Annotated in this window: 14 protein-coding genes; 2 read left to right on the top strand and 12 right to left on the bottom strand. The window is 61.1% G+C overall.

What is annotated here, in order from left to right; translation table 11 throughout:
• The first annotated feature begins 335 nt into the window (after nucleotides 1-335).
• Complete coding sequence (locus tag JJQ51_RS01745) at nucleotides 336-659, top strand: hypothetical protein (protein WP_113355724.1); 324 nt, start codon at nucleotides 336-338, stop codon at nucleotides 657-659.
• Nucleotides 660-699: 40 nt separating this feature from the next.
• Here JJQ51_RS01745 and JJQ51_RS01750 read toward each other — a convergent pair whose 3' ends face one another.
• The 7 genes from JJQ51_RS01750 to JJQ51_RS01780 form a co-directional block, all read right to left on the bottom strand.
• Nucleotides 700-1,260, bottom strand: coding sequence for a GNAT family N-acetyltransferase (locus JJQ51_RS01750; protein ID WP_113332119.1), 561 nt, complete (start codon nucleotides 1,258-1,260; stop codon nucleotides 700-702).
• 22 nt (nucleotides 1,261-1,282) lie between these two features.
• Complete coding sequence (locus JJQ51_RS01755) at nucleotides 1,283-3,640, bottom strand: Orn/Lys/Arg decarboxylase N-terminal domain-containing protein (RefSeq protein ID WP_145323244.1); 2,358 nt, start codon at nucleotides 3,638-3,640, stop codon at nucleotides 1,283-1,285.
• A gap of 166 nt (nucleotides 3,641-3,806) precedes the next feature.
• Nucleotides 3,807-5,159 carry an NCS2 family permease gene (locus JJQ51_RS01760; RefSeq protein WP_269244199.1) on the bottom strand — a complete coding sequence of 451 codons (1,353 nt, stop codon included), beginning with the start codon at nucleotides 5,157-5,159 and terminating at the stop codon, nucleotides 3,807-3,809.
• A gap of 47 nt (nucleotides 5,160-5,206) precedes the next feature.
• Complete coding sequence (locus tag JJQ51_RS01765; RefSeq protein WP_269244200.1) at nucleotides 5,207-6,985, bottom strand: adenine deaminase; 1,779 nt, start codon at nucleotides 6,983-6,985, stop codon at nucleotides 5,207-5,209.
• Nucleotides 6,975-7,976 carry a LacI family DNA-binding transcriptional regulator gene (locus tag JJQ51_RS01770; protein WP_113396470.1) on the bottom strand — a complete coding sequence of 334 codons (1,002 nt, stop codon included), beginning with the start codon at nucleotides 7,974-7,976 and terminating at the stop codon, nucleotides 6,975-6,977. The genes JJQ51_RS01765 and JJQ51_RS01770 overlap by 11 nt, the downstream gene beginning before the upstream one ends.
• Nucleotides 7,977-8,128: 152 nt before the next feature.
• Nucleotides 8,129-9,952, bottom strand: coding sequence for an ABC transporter ATP-binding protein (locus JJQ51_RS01775; RefSeq protein ID WP_113396471.1), 1,824 nt, complete (start codon nucleotides 9,950-9,952; stop codon nucleotides 8,129-8,131).
• Nucleotides 9,953-9,984: 32 nt separating this feature from the next.
• Nucleotides 9,985-11,181 (bottom strand): aminotransferase class V-fold PLP-dependent enzyme, encoded by a 1,197-nt coding sequence (locus tag JJQ51_RS01780; RefSeq protein WP_113332114.1) that lies wholly within the window; start codon nucleotides 11,179-11,181, stop codon nucleotides 9,985-9,987.
• 92 nt (nucleotides 11,182-11,273) lie between these two features.
• Here JJQ51_RS01780 and JJQ51_RS01785 point away from each other — a divergent pair, with 92 nt between their 5' ends.
• Nucleotides 11,274-12,107, top strand: coding sequence for an IclR family transcriptional regulator (locus tag JJQ51_RS01785; RefSeq protein ID WP_186450360.1), 834 nt, complete (start codon nucleotides 11,274-11,276; stop codon nucleotides 12,105-12,107).
• A 67-nt stretch (nucleotides 12,108-12,174) separates the two neighbouring features.
• On the opposite strand, the gene JJQ51_RS01790 is transcribed toward JJQ51_RS01785, so the two are convergent.
• From JJQ51_RS01790 to JJQ51_RS01810, 5 genes are all read right to left on the bottom strand, one after another.
• Complete coding sequence (locus tag JJQ51_RS01790; RefSeq protein WP_113421473.1) at nucleotides 12,175-12,687, bottom strand: RidA family protein; 513 nt, start codon at nucleotides 12,685-12,687, stop codon at nucleotides 12,175-12,177.
• A gap of 18 nt (nucleotides 12,688-12,705) precedes the next feature.
• Nucleotides 12,706-13,914 (bottom strand): amidohydrolase/deacetylase family metallohydrolase, encoded by a 1,209-nt coding sequence (locus tag JJQ51_RS01795; RefSeq protein WP_269244202.1) that lies wholly within the window; start codon nucleotides 13,912-13,914, stop codon nucleotides 12,706-12,708.
• Nucleotides 13,915-14,793 carry an ABC transporter permease gene (locus JJQ51_RS01800; RefSeq protein WP_269244203.1) on the bottom strand — a complete coding sequence of 293 codons (879 nt, stop codon included), beginning with the start codon at nucleotides 14,791-14,793 and terminating at the stop codon, nucleotides 13,915-13,917. It lies immediately after the preceding gene.
• Nucleotides 14,793-15,734, bottom strand: a complete 942-nt coding sequence (locus JJQ51_RS01805) for an ABC transporter permease (RefSeq protein ID WP_186450359.1) — start codon at nucleotides 15,732-15,734, stop codon at nucleotides 14,793-14,795. The genes JJQ51_RS01800 and JJQ51_RS01805 overlap by 1 nt, the downstream gene beginning before the upstream one ends.
• Nucleotides 15,735-15,911: 177 nt before the next feature.
• Complete coding sequence (locus JJQ51_RS01810) at nucleotides 15,912-17,438, bottom strand: ABC transporter substrate-binding protein (RefSeq protein ID WP_269244204.1); 1,527 nt, start codon at nucleotides 17,436-17,438, stop codon at nucleotides 15,912-15,914.
• Nucleotides 17,439-17,570 lie beyond the last annotated feature (132 nt).

Consider the following 17,570-nt stretch of genomic DNA (forward strand, 5'->3'; position numbering starts at 1 on the left):
GAAGCTGAAACAAATGCGGAACATATCATCCTCGATGACGATATCAAACCGGCTCGGTTGTCTTGCTAGGGAGAGGCGAGGAAATTGCCGCAGGCCAGCCATGCCGCAAACGGTACCTTGAGATGCGCGCAAGGCTTCTTATCTCTTGTCCGTCCCCCAATACGGAGCCTTGAGATGGGCCAAATCGCTACCGATGCACTTTCCGACTTGCTTATGGAGATCCTCCCGCCCGAGCGTGACGAGGAATCCCGAGCCGATGGCACTGCGTGTCTGTGCTGCCGCAGGCTGCGGTCGGCGAGGAAGATGGACGAAGACGGCTGCGGCATATGTGACGAATGCCTGGCTCCATGATCGACGGCGCGCCGCAGCTGCTGCCCGCCGAATTGTCGGGCTTCGAACATGCGCTTGCGAAGCTGCCTGACGGCTATTCGGAGGGGCATTTTCAAGGTCGCCCCTGGGGTGTGACGGTCAAGCGATCGGCCGACGGCAAACGGATCTGGCTCTATGGCGAGGAGCTTGGCGGGACCGATGTCGTCAGTTTCAATCTCTATATGCTCTCCGCAGCAAGCCTCACCCTCAAGCCCTGCGAAATGTCCTCGTCGAAGGTCATAGATTTTGTTTTGGGCTTCCTGCCGGCCCCGATGCGGCATCCAGTCTAAGCACGGAGTTGTGTTACGACCGACAACAGGTCCTTCTGCTTCAGCGGGTGGAGAGCGGCGGCGGAGGCGGCTGCGTGGTTGAGCCGGGACCGAGCGAGCGCTGGACCATCACGGTATCGGCCCAGCGGCCGTAGCGATAGGCAACAGCCGGCAGCAGGCCGACGCGAACGAAGCCGAAGCGTTCGTGCAGGGCGAGCGAAGCGACGTTGTCCGCGTCGATATAGCCGATCATCTGTCGGAAGCCGGCCGCCGCGCAGGCGTCGATCAGTCCGCGCATGAGCAGGCTTCCGACACCCTGGCCGACATGGTCGTGATGCACATAGATCGAATGCTTGACGGTATAGCGATAGGCCGGGCGCTTGCGGAACAGCACCACATAGGCATAGCCGACGACCTTCTCACCCTCGATCGCGACGACATGCGGAAAGCGGCGGTCCTTCAAATTCTTGCGCCGTTCGCGCAGATCGTCCGGCTGCGGCGTGTCGCTATCATCGACCCCGGCTTCGACCCCGCGGTGAATATGACGGCGATAGATAGCCAGCATGGCATCGACGTCGCTCTCCCGGGATGGGCGAACGATGATTGTTTTATCCTGCTTCATGTCCGAACCTGAATTTCCAAGCCTATTCCGCGACAACGTAGGTATAGAGCCGGATTTTGCCGGATGCATCGATCTCGCGATAGAGGCCCTGGATCTCCACCTCGAAGCCGGGGAAGGTGTTGAAGCAGGTTTCGAACATTTTGAGATAGTCGATCATGGGCTTTGCCTGTTCCGTCAGGCGCTCGCCGGGCACGATGGTTGCAATCCCCGGGGGATAGACGACGAAGGGTGTCGTCGCGATGCGGCCGGCAATGGCGTCGATCGGCAGATAGTCGACATCGTTGCGCACCAGGCAGCGCGCAGCATCGTGCGGCGACATGGCGATCGGCGGCAGGTGTTCGGCGGAAAATTGCTTCGTCTGCAGGGCGCTGACATCGGCCTGGCGAAAGAAATTGTGCATGTCGGCGCAAAGATCCCGCAGGCGCACGCCCGCATAGCGGCCGGGACGGCGGCGGTAGAATTCCGGAATGGCCTCTTCCAGCAGCGCGTTGTCGTCATGAAGCTTCTTGAAGGCGACAAGGCCGCTGATCAGGGTGCCGGCCTTGCTGGCTTCGACACCGGGTGTGAGCAGGAAGAGCAGCGAATTGAGGTCGTTCTTTTCCGCGACGATCCGGTTTTCGCGCAGATATTGCGCAACGATGGGCGCTGGAATGCCGTGGTCCGTATATTTTCCAGTCGCTCGATCAAAGCCGGGGGTAAGCAGGGTGAGCTTGTTCGGATCCGTCATGGCGAAACCCGGCTCCATGCTGGAAAAGCCGTGCCATGCCGCATCGGGTGTCAGGTGCCAGAAGGCGGGATTGGTGGCGAGCTGATCGGTCGCGACGCTCTCCCAAGGCACATCGTGCACAGCGCCGGGGCTTGCCACATCAGGAATCGCGACCCGATCCGGCACGAAGGGCTCGAAGAACCAGCGGCGTTCGGGACGATGTTCCTTCTCCTCGAATTCGCGCCGTACGGCGCGGATTTTCTTGCGCAGTTCGATGCCGAGGCGGATCGTGTCGTCCCAAAGCACTTCGCCCGAACGGCCCTTCATCATCTGCGCGCCGACGTCGAGCGAGGCAAACAACGGATAGAAGGGCGAGGTCGAGGCGTGCTGCATGAAGCTTTCGTTGAAGCGACGGTGTTCCACGCGGCGTTTCTGGCCGGTGATGTGCCTGTCCTTCATGTGGATCTGCGAGGCCTGCGAAAAGCTTGCGAGTTGCTTGTGGGTCGACTGCGTGGCGATGATCCCGGGTGCATCGGGGCCGAGGTCCGAAAGGCCCATGGCAAAGCGCCCGGCATAAAGCGGGTGAAACTTCATGAAGCCCGCCCATGCCTCGTCGAAAAGGATGTAGTCGCACAGATGTCCGATGCGCTTTAGGATCATCTCGGCATTGTGGATGGTGCCGTCATAGGTGCATTGCTCCACGACCGCGACGCGGAACGGACGCGGCTTCTTGTAGGCTTCCGGATCTTTTACCAGCGGATGGGTGCGAATGCGCTCGCGCAGCGCGTCCTCGTCCATAGTGGCGAAATCCATCGGACCGATCAGGCCATAGAGATTGCGTCTGGTCGGCAGGTAGATCGGAATGCCGCCCGAGATCATTAGCGCGCCGTGATGGGCGGCCTTGTGATTGTTGCGATCGAACAGCACGAGATCGCCGTCGGTGACGAGGGCCGAGAGCGCGACTTTGTTGGACGTGGAGGTGCCGTTCAGCACGAAATAGGTCTTCTCGGCGCCGAAGATCTTGGCCGCTTCCTTCTGTGCGGCGAGAGCCGGTCCCTCGTGGGTCAGAAGGTCGCCGAGATCGAGAACCGAGTTGTCGAGGTCGTCGCGGAACACCGCTTCGCCGAGATGCTCCATGAAGACCCGGCCGATGGGGCTGCGGCTGTAGAAGATGCCGCCATTGTGCCCGGGACAAGTCCAGAGATGGTTGCCCTCCTCGGCATAATCGACCAGCGCGCCGAAGAACGGCGTCTTCAGCGTCTCGGCATATTGCTTCAGCCGGCTGATGAGGCTTTTCGCGATGAACGCGGGCGTTTCCTCGGAGAGGAAGACGTAGCCGTCGATGAAATCGAGGACTTCGACCGGCACATCCTCGAAGCGCTTGCGGCGGATCAGGAGGATGATCGGGAATTCCAGGCCGCGCCGGCGCATGAGGTTGATGAGGGCGGCCGTCTTGCCTTCGAGGCCCTTCTTGCCCCAGTCCACCAGCATGCAGCCGATGGCCGCGTCGGTTTGCACGGCGATCTCGGCATCTTCGAGATTGCGCGCGCGCACCACCTCGAAACCTGAGCGTTCGATCTCCTCGACGATCTGATTATAGCGGGCGCCTTCCAGGTCCTCATTGTCGAAGGTTGGCGTTGCGAACAGAAAGTTGAAACGTCTGAAATAATCCATGTCGATACCCGCTCTTGATCTGGGATGAGGTGTCGGCGCATTTCATGACATGGATGTGACAGAATAGAGGACGTCCCAAACCGTATTGATGGCCACCGCCGGTCACGTCGCCGGCCCGCCGTTTCATGCCGGATCGCGGGTGCACAACTTATGGATTTGTGGCCGCTCAGTGAGCGGCCACGGTCCAGAAATAATAGGCAAGCGGGATGGCGAGAAGATACATGCCGATAGACACCTGCCTTGCTTCTCCCGATAAGACCTTGACGATGACGTAGAACAGCAGTCCTCCGGCGATGCCGGTTCCAAAGCTGTTGGAGACAAGGGTCAGAAGGACCATCATCAGGGCGGAGAGACCGTCGGAGAAATTCTCCAGGTCGACACGCTTCAGCGCGCTGAACATCGACATGCCGACGAGGATCAGGGCGGGTGCCGTGGCGGCCGCCGGGATCATCAGCGCGATCGGCGTAAAAAGCAAAGTGAGCGCGAAAAGGGCTGCGGTCGCAAGTGAAGCAAAACCGGTGCGTCCGCCGGCTTCCGCGCCTGTCGCGCTCTCGACCAGCGCCGTGGCGGAGGGAATGCCGAGCAGCGGACTGATCGTAGCGGCAATCGAATCGACGAGGAACGGCTTGCCCAGGTCCGCCATGTTGCCTTTCTCATCGACCAGGCCGGCCTTGGCGCCAACGGCGAGCGTCGTGCCCAGGGTCGAGAAGAATTCGGATGCGAAGAAGGCGAAGAGATAGGGGAAATAGTCTATCTTCAGCGCACCAAGGAAATCGAGCTGAAGGCCGATCTCAGAGATGCCGTGCGGCACTCCGAAGAATGCGGCGGGCACCTTGGTCACGCCGAGCGGAATGCCGAGCAGAGTGCTGCCCAGGATCGCCCAGAGGATCGGCCCCGGCACTTTGCGCCCGCGCAGGAAGACGGCGAGGAAGATGCCGAAGACGGCAATGATCGCCTGTCCCGAGTTGAACGAACCGAGCATGAGCGCGTGGCTCTTGGCGTTGACATCGACGAGACCTGCATTCTTGAAGCCGAGAAGCGCGATGAACAATCCGATCGCCGCACCCAGTCCGAGCTTGATCTGGGCTGGAACCATGCGGGCAATGACCTGGCGTACACCGAGGACGGTCAGCAGAACGAAGACGACGCTCGACCAGAAGGAGATGGCAAGGCCAGTCTGCCAGGGAATATGCTCCACGGCTGCCATCGTCGGCCCCACCAGAACCGAGCCGCCAATGCCAGGTCCCACCACGAAGGGCATATTGGCATAAAGCGCCATGAACAGGGTCGCGCCGATGATGACGAGGATGGTTGCCGTCGTTGCGGCGGCGCGGTCGATGCCACCGGCGGAAAGCAGGGAAGGGATCACGACGAGGAGATAGGCCGCTGCCAGGAAGGACGTCATCCCGGCAATGATTTCCGTCTTCGTATTGGCCTTACGCTCGCCCATGCGAAAAAAGGTTTTCCACCGCGGCTCTGACGTATCACCCGGCTGCCCGACATTCGTAGTTGAGGTCATTGTCTATATCTCCTAAGTCGGCAAATGCCGCCGTTTGGCTGGTGACCTCAATTTTGGCTTGAAGCCAGAAGCGGTCTGATGTCCTGGGTGGTTCCGTCGGTCAGCCCGAGATCGGTGACGTGCGGGCCGGGGTTACAGGCAAGGCTTGCTCCGACGACCGCCTTGAAGGTGCGAATGGGTGGCATCCAGTCGGCGATTGCATCGGCCGCGGCGCGCAACCTAGCGAAATCGTCGGCCACCTCCTTTGCGGGCGCATCCGACAGCAAGCCGCAGACGGGCAGGGGAAGCACCGCCGTCACCTCGCCATCGGCCGCCGTCGCCATGCCGCCGCCGGCGCCGATGACGGCATTGGCCGCCGCAGCCATATCCGCGGGGTCGCGGCCGAAGACGGTGAGGTTATGGCTGTCATGCGATATCGTCGTCGCAAGCGCGCCGCTCCAGTGACCCCAGTCTTCCAGGATGCCGATGACGGGTGTCGGCTCTTTTCTTCCGTGGCGGTGAATAACAGCCATCAGCAGCATATTGTCAGGCAGAACGAGCTTGTCATTTTCGACTTTGACGATTGCCTCTCCCCATTTCGTGAATCGTGGGCTGACAATCGTGTTGACGCGAGCTTCAGTCATGCCCGGCAGCTCGATCTTGAAATCGGTGGCGGAAAGCTTCTCAAGCCTTACGGTGTTGCGATAGGCATCCGAGGGCGTGCACTCGCTGGTTCCAACGAGGCTGCCGCTTCTTGCGACCTCACGTCCAGATGCGAAGACGCGGTCGACCGCGATCTTTTCGAGATCGGAGAGGATGACGATGTCGGCGCGGCGGCCGGGTGCCACCAGTCCCAGATCATGGCGGTTCAGCCACATGGCGGCGTTGAGCGTGGCGGCGCGGATGGCATCGATCGGCTTCATTCCATAGCCGATCAGGCGTCTGAGAACGGATGACATTGCTCCCTCATTCACGAGGTCGTCGGGGAAGACGTCATCGGTGCAGATCGTCAGCGTTTGCGGCAGATGCGGCAGTTTTTTCAGCACGTCGACGACGCCGGGCAGAACATAGTCATGGGAGCCGCGCAACTCGATGGTAAGGCCCGCCCGCAATTTCGCCAGCAAGTCCTCGGCCGAGGTGAGCTCGTGATCGGATTGAATCCCCGCGGAGGCAAAGGCCTGCAATTCCGCACCTTCCAGTCCGCGGGCATGGCCGCAGACGCGCTTGCCGCTCGCAAGTCCGGCCTCAAGGATGCCGCGCATCGGCTCGCTGCGCTCAAGGACCCCTCGCATGTTCATCACTTCGGCGACACCGGAAATCTCCGGCCAGCTGAGCATGGTTGTCATTTCGCCTGAGCGGAATTCCGCACCGGCAAGCTCAAGGCCGGGTGCCGAGGGGACGCAGGATGGCGCCAGGGTCAGGAAGCGCAGCGGCAATTGCCGTGTTTCTTCGAGCGCCCACCGAATACCGTCGAGGCCAGCGACGTTGCCGATTTCATGCGGGTCCCAGCAGACCGTCGTCGTGCCCTGGGGAACGACCGTTTCGGCGTATCGCCTTGGCGTCACCATCGAGCTTTCGACGTGCATATGCGTGTCGATAAATCCGGGCGCGATGAAGCGTCCTAAAGCGTCGATGGTCTGCTTGGCGTCGTTCCTTGTCCCCAAGGCATGGACGCTTGCGATCAAGGGGCCGACAAGGCCGATATCGGCCGGCCTCATTTCCGAGGTCGCGACATCGACGAGCGTTCCGCCGGCAATCAGCACATCGAACGGCTCAAGGCCCAATGCCGCCCGGACGGCGCGGTCGCGCAGCTCGGATGAATGGAGGTCGTGGGGTTCATTCGGCATGTCTGCCTCCCTTGGCAAAGGCGGACGGGCGCGCGGTGGATTGCCGCAAGACGAGTTCCGTCGGGAATATTCCGCTGATGTCGATTTCTCCGGCGACGAAGGCGAGGGCATGGTTTGCCACGGCTTCCAGATCCTGCCGGACGGTCGTGAGTGGTGGAGAGACGATTTGAGCCCACATCAGATCATCAAAGCCGGTGAGCGATATGTCTTCCGGAATGCTGAAGCCCCTGTCCTTGACGGTTATGGCAAAGCCGACGGCGAGCGCATCATAGGCGGCGGCACAGGCCGTAAAATGCCGCAGATCGAGCTCGCGGCCGAGAGCGCTGCCGGCCTCGAACGTCGCATCGCTGTGTCGCAATGCGGGTTCGACGCCGGCCTGGCGGAAGACTTCGCGCATTCCTTCGACGCGCTCGCGCGCCACCAGCGAATTTTCCGGGCCGGCGAGGATAAGGATGCTGTCATGACCGAGATCGACCAAGTGGCGTGCGATCAGGCGCCCGCCTTGACGATGATCGCTGGCAGCGATGTTGCCAACCGTGGCGGCGCTGTCGATGACGGCGACCGGCACCGGGACATCCGTGGGCGCAATGGTCGTGCCGCGCGTCGGTATCACGATCAGTGCATCGACGCCGCGGGCGATCATGGTCCTGATTTCGAATTCCTGCTGCTGCGGGTCGCCCTGACTATCGCCGATGAGAACGGCAAGACCGCGCCGCTTGGCGGCTCGCTCGATGGCCTGGGCAAAAGCGGGAAACAAGGGTTGGCCGATATTCGGAACCAGCAGGCCGACCGTATTGCTCTTGCCGGTGCGCAGAGCGCGGGCCGCATGGTCAGGCACATAGCCGAGCCTGTCCGCTTCCAGGCGAATCTGCTCCGCAAGGGCTGATGACACCCGGCCCGTACCGCGCAGGGCATTCGAGACCGTTGCCGTGGAGACACCCAGCTTGGTTGCGATTTCCCGAATCGAGGTAGGGCGTGTCTGACTCTCCAAGAGCGCGCTCCGGTTTCCTTGATTAATCGTTTAATCAACACGGCGCGCTTTTGCAAGAGCGTCTTTAACTGCGCGGGGATGAAACGCGGTTTCGCCGATGGTGGCGCCTGTTGGTGATGACGAAGGACCTTCCGGTCGACCGGCTTGCTGTATCAGACGGCAACCAGATGGCCGGAAGAGACGGTTCGATACGCGCGCGGCTTGACCAGATAATCGACGGGCCGGATGGGGCTTTTCAACTCCTCACTGGCTGCCATGCGTTTTTCGCGTCGGCGATCGGGGTCCGGCACAGGAACGGCTGCCATCAGCTTCTTCGTGTAGTCGTGCTGCGGATTGCCGAAAACGGCCGCGCGCGGGCCGATCTCGACGATTTCGCCGAGATACATGACGGCGACGCGATGGCTGACGCGCTCGACCACGGCCATGTCGTGGGAGATGAACAGGAAGGAAAGGTCGAGGCTCTGCTGCAGGTCGAGCATCAGGTTGATGACCTGCGCCTTGATCGATACATCGAGCGCGGACACGCTTTCGTCGGCGACGATCACCTTCGGCTGCAGTGCCAGGGCGCGGGCGATGCAGATGCGCTGGCGCTGGCCGCCGGAGAATTCGTGCGGATAGCGGCTTGCCATGTCAGGGGTCAGGCCCACCTTACGCAGCATATCGGCGACGATCTCTTTCGCTTCCCGTGCTGTTCCCATCTTGTGCTCGAGAAAGGGTTCGGCGATCGCCTGGCCGACCGTCATGCGCGGATTTAGGGAGGCAAAGGGATCCTGGAAGATCATCTGTACCGATTTACGCATCTCGCGCATGTCACGTTTGCCAAGCGAGAGCACGTCGCGGCCATCGACGATGACGGAACCGGATTGCGGTTCGATCAGCCGCATGATGGCGCGTCCGGTGGTCGACTTGCCGCAACCGGATTCGCCGACAAGCGACAATGTTTCGCCGGCAAAGAGATCGAACGAGACGTTTTCCACCGCATGCACCCGGCCTTTGAGCTTTCCGAAGAGGCCCGAATGAATGTCGAAGCGCTTGGTGAGGTTTTTGACCTGCAGCACCGGTTTTTCTTTTGCGACCGTATCGGGCACTTCGGCTGGCGTGTCGGATTCTCCCGTCGCAGTATTGACGACGGGGAAGCGCAGCGGTCGTTCATAGGATTGCATCGAACCGAGCACCGGCACGGCCGACAGCAGCGCGCGGGTATAGGGATGCTGGCCGCGATGGAAGATGTCGGCCGTCGCGCCCGTCTCCACCTGCTCGCCGCGATACATGACGACCGTGCGGTCGGCGATTTCCGCCACCACACCCATGTCATGCGTGATGAACAGGACGGAAGTTCCTTCCTCGTCCTGCAGCATCTTGATGAGGTCGAGGATCTGGCCCTGGATCGTGACGTCGAGAGCGGTGGTCGGCTCGTCGGCGATCAGCAGCCTCGGCTTCGAGGCGAGCGCCATGGCGATCATGACGCGCTGGCGCATGCCGCCGGAAAAGCGGTGCGGATATTCGTCGAAGCGCGAGGCGGCCGAGGGAATGCGGACCTTTTCGAGCAGCCGGATCGTCTCGGCCTTGGCGTCCGCAGCCGACATGTCCCTGTGGCAGAGCAAGGCCTCTGAGATCTGGTCACCGATGGTGAAGAGCGGATTGAGCGACGTCATCGGCTCCTGGAAGATCATCGACACGTCGTTGCCGCGCACCTTGCGCATCTCATGTTCGGGAAGAGAAAGCAGGTCGCGGCCGCCAAGCAGGATCTTGCCTTCGATGCGGCTTGAATCGCTCTGCAGCAGTCGCATGATCGAGAGCGAGGTGACGCTCTTGCCCGAGCCGCTCTCGCCGACGATCGCCACCGTCTCGCCCGGCGCGACCGAGAAGGAAACATTGCGCACGACGGGTTTCCATGCACCGTCCACCAGGAATGAGGTGGTGAGGTTTTCGACGGAGAGGATGGGTTCGGGGGCCTTTGCCTGCGACGTGCTCATGCTTGTTCCCTTCTTGCGATCCCTGCCACAGCTCAGTCCGGCCAGTTCAGCACGCCGTCGAAGCGATGCCGGCTGCGGTTCTCGATCGGTGTCGCGATGATCTCGTTGGAGGCGCGCGCCTTGTCGAGTTCCTCGGCAAGCCGGGTCGCGACAATGGCCTCCTGGCCGGGATGCAGGTTGCATGGATCGAGATAGAAATAGTGATGCTCCACCTCATGGTCGCGGACGATTACCGGCGGGTTGCCGCGGGCAAGCGCTGCCGCAAGATCCCAGGCGCTGATATGCGCCTCCGGCGCAGAGATGATGACCCGCATCCGGTCGAGCGGGTTGTTGGTAGGATCGGGCTCGATCAGGGCGGTGACGCCGGGGCGGCCGTCGAGAGTTCGCTTCCACAGGTTCAGATAGCCCGTCTCGCGTTCGCGGATGCCGGCATGGTCGCGCTTTTCCCAGGCTTCCAGTGCCGCCATCACGCCATAGATGCTTTCCTTGCCGACCTTCATGCCGCGGCCGATGCCCATGTTCTGCAGGAAGGCGTTGCGCACCAGCTCCTTCTTGCCGGCGACGATGCCGGAGGTGGGGCCGCCGAGGAACTTATGGCCGGAATAGAGCACGATGTCGGCGCCCTGCGCCAGGAAGAGCCTGAGGTCGTACTCCGAAGCGGCATCGACGATGACGGGCACGCCCTTGGCGTGCGCGATCTCGACGAACTCGGTCAGGTGCAGCAAGCCGTAATCGACCACATGATGGGATACGACATAGACGGCTGCCGCCGTCTTCTCGCTTATGGCATTTTCCATGTGAAAGCGGTGTGTCGAGGTCGCTTGACCGATCAGAACGACCTTGCCGCCGGCAAGGCGGATCGCCTGATCGACGGGGGCGCCATAGCTCACCACATGGCCCATCTGCACGATGACTTCGTTCTTGTCCGGTGCGGCATCGGGTAGCTTCTCTATGGCGAGCAGGTTGTTGCCGGTGATGGCGCCTGCGACGGCGAGGCTGATGCCGGAGGAGCAGGATGCCGTCACGAAGCCCGCCTCGCCGCCCGTCAGCCGGGCGATAACGGCGCTGGCCTTGCGCTGGAGGTCGTTGATCTCGACGAATTGCGGCAGGATCGCCGTCATAGCCGCAATGGCTTCAGGCACGACGATCGATGCGCCGAGGCTCGTCATGGTACCTGATACGTTGATGACGGGCCTCAGGCCGATCTTGCTACGGATATCATCGGACATTCTATCTCTCCAAAGTGACGACTGCCGATTGTCATCGACAGCTATGCCATAGTAATGTAATAGCTTCTCGAAATCTCACGAGGAGCGTTGACTTGGACGCCAAGACCCTACCCGCCGCACCCTCTGAAGACGCCGATTCCATCGGGGAAGGGGAAACCAAAGGCGCGCGCCGTTCGCGCGTCAGCGGCATCGACCGCGCGCTGCAGGTCATTGATTATCTGTATGAAACCGGCGCGCCGGCTGGCGCCTACGCGATCGCCAAGGCGATCAAGGCACCGCTTTCGACCGTCTATGTGATCATCGACGATCTGGTCGAAAAGAACATGCTTGGCCGCGATGCCGACGGTTCCGTCTGGCTCGGCGCCCGTCTTTACCACTATGGTCTCGCCTATGCCCGGTCGCTCGATTTCATGAGCGTCGCCACCCGAGAAATGCACGATCTTTGCCGGCAGGCGAGCGAGACGGTGCAAGTCTGCGGCCGCGACGGCGATGCCATGCTGGTACTGGCGATGGCGGACGGACCGAGCCATTTTCAGGTCGCCTCTCGCGTCGGAACGCGCGTGCCGCTCAACTGGACTGCCTCGGGTCGGCTGCTGGTGGGGCATTTGCCGGAAGGCGAAAGGATCGAGCTTTTCAAGCGCTGTGCCCGCACCTCGCCGACCGGTCGGGCCGAGGTCGATGCCGCCGTGCTTTCCGAGGCCGCGGGCAAGGCCTTTAAGGAGCGCTTGTCGATCCAGGTGGCGGAGTCCGATTATGCGGTTGCCTGCATCGCATCGCCGGTCGTGGACCGGGATGGTCAATGTGTCGCGACCATTTCGATCGTGCTTCCCGAACAGAAAGCCGTGTCCGACGGCAGCCATTATGGCGAACAGGTGCGCGCGGCCGCCGAGCGAATCGAAAAGCTGATGGGCTGGCGCAACCACTGAATTCGTCCTCCTTAAAGCAATTCCAGCAAAAGCGCGACGCGGTTTTGCGTCCGGAATTGCGTAAAAACTAATCGTTAAGTGATACGATCGCTTCGATTTCGACCGTGATGTTGCCGGGAAGCGAGCCGAAGCCGACGGCCGAACGGGCATGTTGGCCCGCTTCGCCGAAGACTTCGATGAAGAGGTCCGAGCAGCCGTTGATGACGCTCGGATGATCCTCGAAATGCGGCACGGCATTGACCATGCCGAGCAGCTTGACCACTCGCTTCACCCGGGAGAGATCGCCGAGCGCGCCGTGCATGACAGCAAGCAGGTTGATGCCAGTTAACCGCGCATGCTGATAGGCCTGGTCGACGCCCACGTCACCACCGACCTTGCCGGAATGGAGGTGGCCGTCTGCTTCCCGCGGCCCTTGACCTGAAAGATAGAGCACATTGCCTTCGCGGACATGGGTCACGAAATTAGCGATCGGCGGCGGCGGCGGCGGCAGCGCGATGCCGAGCGCAGCCAGTCGCTGGTAGGGTGTTTGCGCTGCTGAAGCGGCCTGTGTTGGGGACGTGTTCACGTATGCTCCTGCCATTCGATCTTAATGTTTCGACTACCGCCACGAATAGCCGTGGCTATGACGGACGAGCTTGCGCGCGCGGGGCACGTAGCGGCTGGCGGCGATCGCCTCCGCGCCGATGACAGCGTAGCGCGGCTCAAACAGCTTCCGCAGGCGTGAAACGTCGCCGTTTGAATCGGTCGCTTCGAGGTCCGCATCCACGAGATCGAATATGGTGAAATCGGCGCGCTCGCCGACCGACAGCCGGTTTTCCATCGAAAGCTTGATGACCGAGGCTGGCGCATGGGTGACGGCGTCGACCACCTTGTCGAATGGCATGCCGACCGAGAGCAGCTTGGACATGGTGGTCGCCAGATCCCAGACCGGGAAGTTCATGGAATGGCCGTGCAGGTCGGTCGAGATCGAGTAGGGCAGCAGGCCGCGCTTGATCGCCGCTTCCGCGACCTTGAACGAGAAGGAGGCGCCTCCATGGCCGATATCGAGCCGGATGCCTTCGCCGGCGCAGCGCTCGGCGAGATTGTAGAGGTCCTCGTCCTCCATGATGCTCGATCCGGCCTTGCCGTTGAAGCAGTGGGTGACGACATCGCCCGGTCCGAGAATTTCGAGCACTTCGTCATAGAGCGCGGGCGGCTCGCCCACATGCACCATCATCGGCACCTTCAGGATCTTGGCGATCTTCTTGCCGAGCTTGACGGGTGTGACCCCCCAGGAGCCGGTGATGACGTGGCTGGCACGCACTTTGATGCCGACGATATGCTCGCTGTTCTCGGCATAGCATTCGAGGATGCGGTCGAGGTCGATATCCTTGATATCACGCAGTTCGGGGACGCGATTGCAAGCAACGAGGCCGATCGAACCGAGATTGAGGAAGGCCTTGATGCGTTCTCTGGATGGTTCGATGATATATTCGCGGAAGCCATGAAAATTGGCTTCGCCGGCCGAGCCCGCATCGACCAACGTCGTGACGCCGCGCTCGGCGCCGCATTCGGATGGGCGGATCGAGATGTCGGTGCCGCCATGCCAGATGTGGACGTGCAGATCGATCCAGCCGGAAGAAATCCAGGCGCGCTTGCCGTCGACGCGCTCGATATCGCCGGGAGCGGCAAGTTGCGGGCCAAAAGCAGCGATCTTGCCGTCGGCGCCGACGAGGATGTCGATGACGCCGGCGGCGGTATCGCCACCGAAAGCCATGGGCTTCACATTGGTGAGGAGGAGCGGCTTGCCCGCTTTTTCACCGGTCATTTACAAGTCCTTTCGAAGTCTTGGATCGAGCATGTCCCGCAGGCCGTCGCCGACCATCTGCAGCGAGAGCACGGAGAGAATGATGGCAAAGCCCGGGAAATAGGTCATCCAATCAGCCTGGCCGATATATTGGCGGCCGGCGGCGATCATGGTTCCCCAGGTCGGGATTTCGGGGCTGACGCCGAGGCCGAGAAACGAAAGCCCGGCTTCGGCGAGCATGGCACTGGCGAAGAGAAACGAACCCTGCACCAGGATCGGCGACAGGAGGTTTCTAAGCACATGCCGCGTCATGATGTGAAATGTCGAGATGCCGAGAGCCCTGGCCGCCTCCACATAAGGAAGTTCGCGGATGACAAGCGTCGAGCCGCGGACGATGCGGGCCAGCCGCGGCGAATAGACGATCGATAGCGCGACAATGACCGTCGTCAGCGACGGGCCGAGGGCGGCGACAAGCGCGATGGCAAGCAGGATGTCGGGAAACGCCATCATCGCATCGATCAGGCGGGCGATTGGGGTATCCAGCTTCTGGAAAAAGCCGGCGAGCAGGCCGAGAGTGACGCCGATCGCCGCCGACAGCGCCACGACGGCGGCTCCGACGAGCAGCGATAGCCGTCCTGCATAGATGGTGCGGGAGAAGATATCTCGGCCGAATTCGTCGGTGCCGAACCAGTAAACCCCGCTTGGCGGCTTCAGTCTGTTGACGATCGAGAGTTTCGAAGGCGAATAGGGCGCGATCCATGGCGCAAGCACGGCGAGCAGGACGAAGATCGTCAGCACGATGAGACCGGCGGCGACGGTCTTGCGCTTCAGAAGCCGGCGAAGGAACTTGCTTCGCTCGCTTGGCACCTGCTTTGGTGTATCGGTTGCGATATCGGCCATCAGTAGCGTACCCTCGGATCAACCAGCAGGTAGAGCATGTCGATTGCAAAATTGATCAGGACGTAAAGGCCTGCGACGACGAGTAAGGCCCCCTGGATCACCGGATAATCGCGGCGCAGCACCGCCGAGACGACAAGGCTTCCGACACCGGGCAGGCCAAAGACGGTTTCGGTGACGACAGCGCCGGAAATCAGGACCGCAGCTGTCAGCCCCAGAACGGTCAGGATTGGTATGAGCGCATTCTTCAGCGCGTGTTTCAGGACGACGCGGCGTTCGATCAGTCCTTTGGCGCGGGCGGTGCGAATATAGTCGTCTCCAAGCACGTCGAGCATCGATGCGCGGGTGAAGCGCAGGATCAGCGCCGAGGAGACAAGACCGAGTGCGACGGCCGGCAATGTCAGATGATACATGCGATCAAGGAAGCTTGTGCCTGGTCCGCCATAGCCGGAAACAGGAAACATCCCCAGGCGAACCGCGAAGATCTGCATCAGAATAAGGCCAAGCCAGAAGCTTGGAATGCTTGCCGCCAGCATGCCGAGCGCCATTGAAGCCTGATCGACGAGCGATCCTCGCCGATAGGCGGCATAGATGCCGATCGGCAACGCAATCACGCCAGCGATCAGGAGTGAGAACAGGGTCAGGAAAAAGGTCGGCTCGGCACGCTCGAGAAGCGCTGAGGAAACCGGGATATTCAGGAAGATCGATTGGCCCAGGTCGCCCTTGAGCAATTGCCCGACATAGAACAGGTATTGGACGAATATGGATTGGTCGAGGCCCAGCCGGGTCCGCAGTTCGGCAATATCCTGCGCGGTCGCATCCGGGCCGAGCATGACGGCGGCCGGATCGCCGGGAGTCACGCGCACGATCACGAAAACGATGGTGACGACAAGAAACATCACGACGATCATGCCTGCAAGACGCTGAAGGATGTAGCGTATCATTGGGTCGGTTCCCCGGAGTGGTTCCGCCTTCTTCGAATCGCGGAACCACTCCATTTCTTTGCTCTCTCGCAACTCCGAACGGAAAACTGCTGCGCATCTTTCCTGGAGTTGCTCTAAGTCCGCAAACGGACGGTACCGGGCGCCGGCCGCAACCGACGCCCCAGCGCCTTGGGAGGCTTATTTTTTGATCGACGCGTTCCAGAAGTAGGGCCATGGCGCGGGCTCGACGCCTTGAAGCTTCGTGGAGATCGCCGCGACGGCGTTGAAATCGCCGATCTTCATCATGGGAGCTTCGTCATAGATGGTTTTTTGAATGTTCGCCCAAAGCGAGATGCGCTTCTTGGGATCGACCTCCGTGTTGAAGGCGTCGATGGCAGCCTTGCTTGTCGGCGTGGCCCACCAGCCGGGCGAGCTCGGCGACAGCGTGCCGATCAGCGCCGGTTCCGGGAGGAAGGGACTGTGACTGATGTAGATGTCCCACAGCGCCTTGTCGGCACGGCGTTGGGTCAGCGTCGCCCAGTCGACCACCTGAAGGTCTACCGTGAAGCCCGCCTGTTTCAGATATTCGGCTGCGACCTGTGCCATCTTGTAATGGAACTCGTACTGGCGGCTGGTCAGGATACGGATCGGTTCGCCCTTATAGCCGGCCGCCTTGGCGGCTGTGGCCGCGCCTTCCGGATCGGCGACATTGTAATTCCCTTTGACGCCGGCATCCGTGCTCCAGGTAAAGGGGGCAGGGTACATGTTGCCGTCGACCGTATAGAAATTCGTGCTGCCGAAGGCTGCGGCCAGCATGTCCTCCATGCTGAGTGCCTGTCGGATCGCCTTGCGGATCGCGACATTCTTCGTGATACCGTCGGCGGTGTTGAAGACGAAAACCGGATAGCCGAACGGTTTGAGGAGCAGCGGCTGGGTCGCCGAAGCGGATTTCAGCTTGTCGAAGGATTCGACTGGAAGACTGTCGATATAGTCATACTGGCCGGAAATGGCCGCTTCGACGCGGGTGTTGGCATCGGGCACCGGAACGAAGCGGATTTCGTCGAGATATTGATGCCGGGCGCCCCCGTAACCATTGCTTTCGCCATCGCGTGGCTTGTAGCCGTCGAAACGCACCAGCTGAATATATTGGTCGGGCTTGCGCTCCTTCAGCATATAGGGACCGGTGCCGATGAAGTCGGTCATCGTGTCCGCCTGCTTGCTGGCTGGAATGATGATGGCGGCGGAGTTGTTGAAGGCAAGCAGCGAGGTGAGGGGGGCGTAGGGCTGCTTCAGCTTGATGACGACGGTCGCCGGATCCTGGGCGGTAATGGATTCGATGAAGCCGCCCGCCTGTTTGCCGCGCGACGCCAGCTTGGTCCAGCGGTTGAGCGAGGCGACCACATCGTTGGAGGTCATGACGCTGCCGTCATGGAACTTGATGCCGGTCCTGAGCTTGATCGTGTAGGTTTTGCCGTCAGCGCTGATCTCGGGCATGCTCTCCGCAAGCAGTGGCGTGACGTTCCAGCCCTTGTCGAAGGTGTAGAGCGTTTCGAAGATATGTTGGGTGACAATACCGACGAGATCGGCGGTGGAGGTCATGGGATCGAGCGTTGGCGGCTCCCCGATCGTCGCGACATTGATGACGCCACCTTTTTCCTGAGCCATCAGCAGCGAGGGCGCCGCAACCAAAGCAGCCGCAATCAGGAATCCGAGTCCTAACTTCATCGATACACTCCCAATTATGTTCCACAATTATGTTATATAGAATTTTATAACAGAATACAGGACGAGTGGAGGCTGTCAATGGCAGTAAAACCTGGGCGTATTGGCTTGAATGCGCATAGGTTCCGTCTTGCC

Origin of the sequence: Rhizobium sp. AG207R (genome assembly GCF_027109195.1) — a bacterium.
In the GTDB taxonomy this organism is placed as follows: Bacteria; Pseudomonadota; Alphaproteobacteria; order Rhizobiales; family Rhizobiaceae; genus Rhizobium; species Rhizobium dioscoreae.

Excerpts from the sequence above, each read along its gene's own strand:
- JJQ51_RS01760 (WP_269244199.1), bottom strand. The coding sequence starts at position 5,159 with ATGACCTCAACTACGAATGTCGGGCAGCCGGGTGATACGTCAGAGCCG.
- JJQ51_RS01800 (WP_269244203.1), bottom strand. The coding sequence starts at position 14,793 with ATGGCCGATATCGCAACCGATACACCAAAGCAGGTGCCAAGCGAGCGA.
- JJQ51_RS01790 (WP_113421473.1), bottom strand. The coding sequence starts at position 12,687 with ATGGCAGGAGCATACGTGAACACGTCCCCAACACAGGCCGCTTCAGCA.
- JJQ51_RS01805 (WP_186450359.1), bottom strand. The coding sequence starts at position 15,734 with ATGATACGCTACATCCTTCAGCGTCTTGCAGGCATGATCGTCGTGATG.
- JJQ51_RS01795 (WP_269244202.1), bottom strand. The coding sequence starts at position 13,914 with ATGACCGGTGAAAAAGCGGGCAAGCCGCTCCTCCTCACCAATGTGAAG.
- JJQ51_RS01775 (WP_113396471.1), bottom strand. The coding sequence starts at position 9,952 with ATGAGCACGTCGCAGGCAAAGGCCCCCGAACCCATCCTCTCCGTCGAA.
- JJQ51_RS01750 (WP_113332119.1), bottom strand. The coding sequence starts at position 1,260 with ATGAAGCAGGATAAAACAATCATCGTTCGCCCATCCCGGGAGAGCGAC.
- JJQ51_RS01755 (WP_145323244.1), bottom strand. The coding sequence starts at position 3,640 with ATGGATTATTTCAGACGTTTCAACTTTCTGTTCGCAACGCCAACCTTC.
- JJQ51_RS01745 (WP_113355724.1), top strand. The coding sequence starts at position 336 with ATGCCTGGCTCCATGATCGACGGCGCGCCGCAGCTGCTGCCCGCCGAA.
- JJQ51_RS01780 (WP_113332114.1), bottom strand. The coding sequence starts at position 11,181 with ATGTCCGATGATATCCGTAGCAAGATCGGCCTGAGGCCCGTCATCAAC.
- JJQ51_RS01810 (WP_269244204.1), bottom strand. The coding sequence starts at position 17,438 with ATGAAGTTAGGACTCGGATTCCTGATTGCGGCTGCTTTGGTTGCGGCG.
- JJQ51_RS01765 (WP_269244200.1), bottom strand. The coding sequence starts at position 6,985 with ATGCCGAATGAACCCCACGACCTCCATTCATCCGAGCTGCGCGACCGC.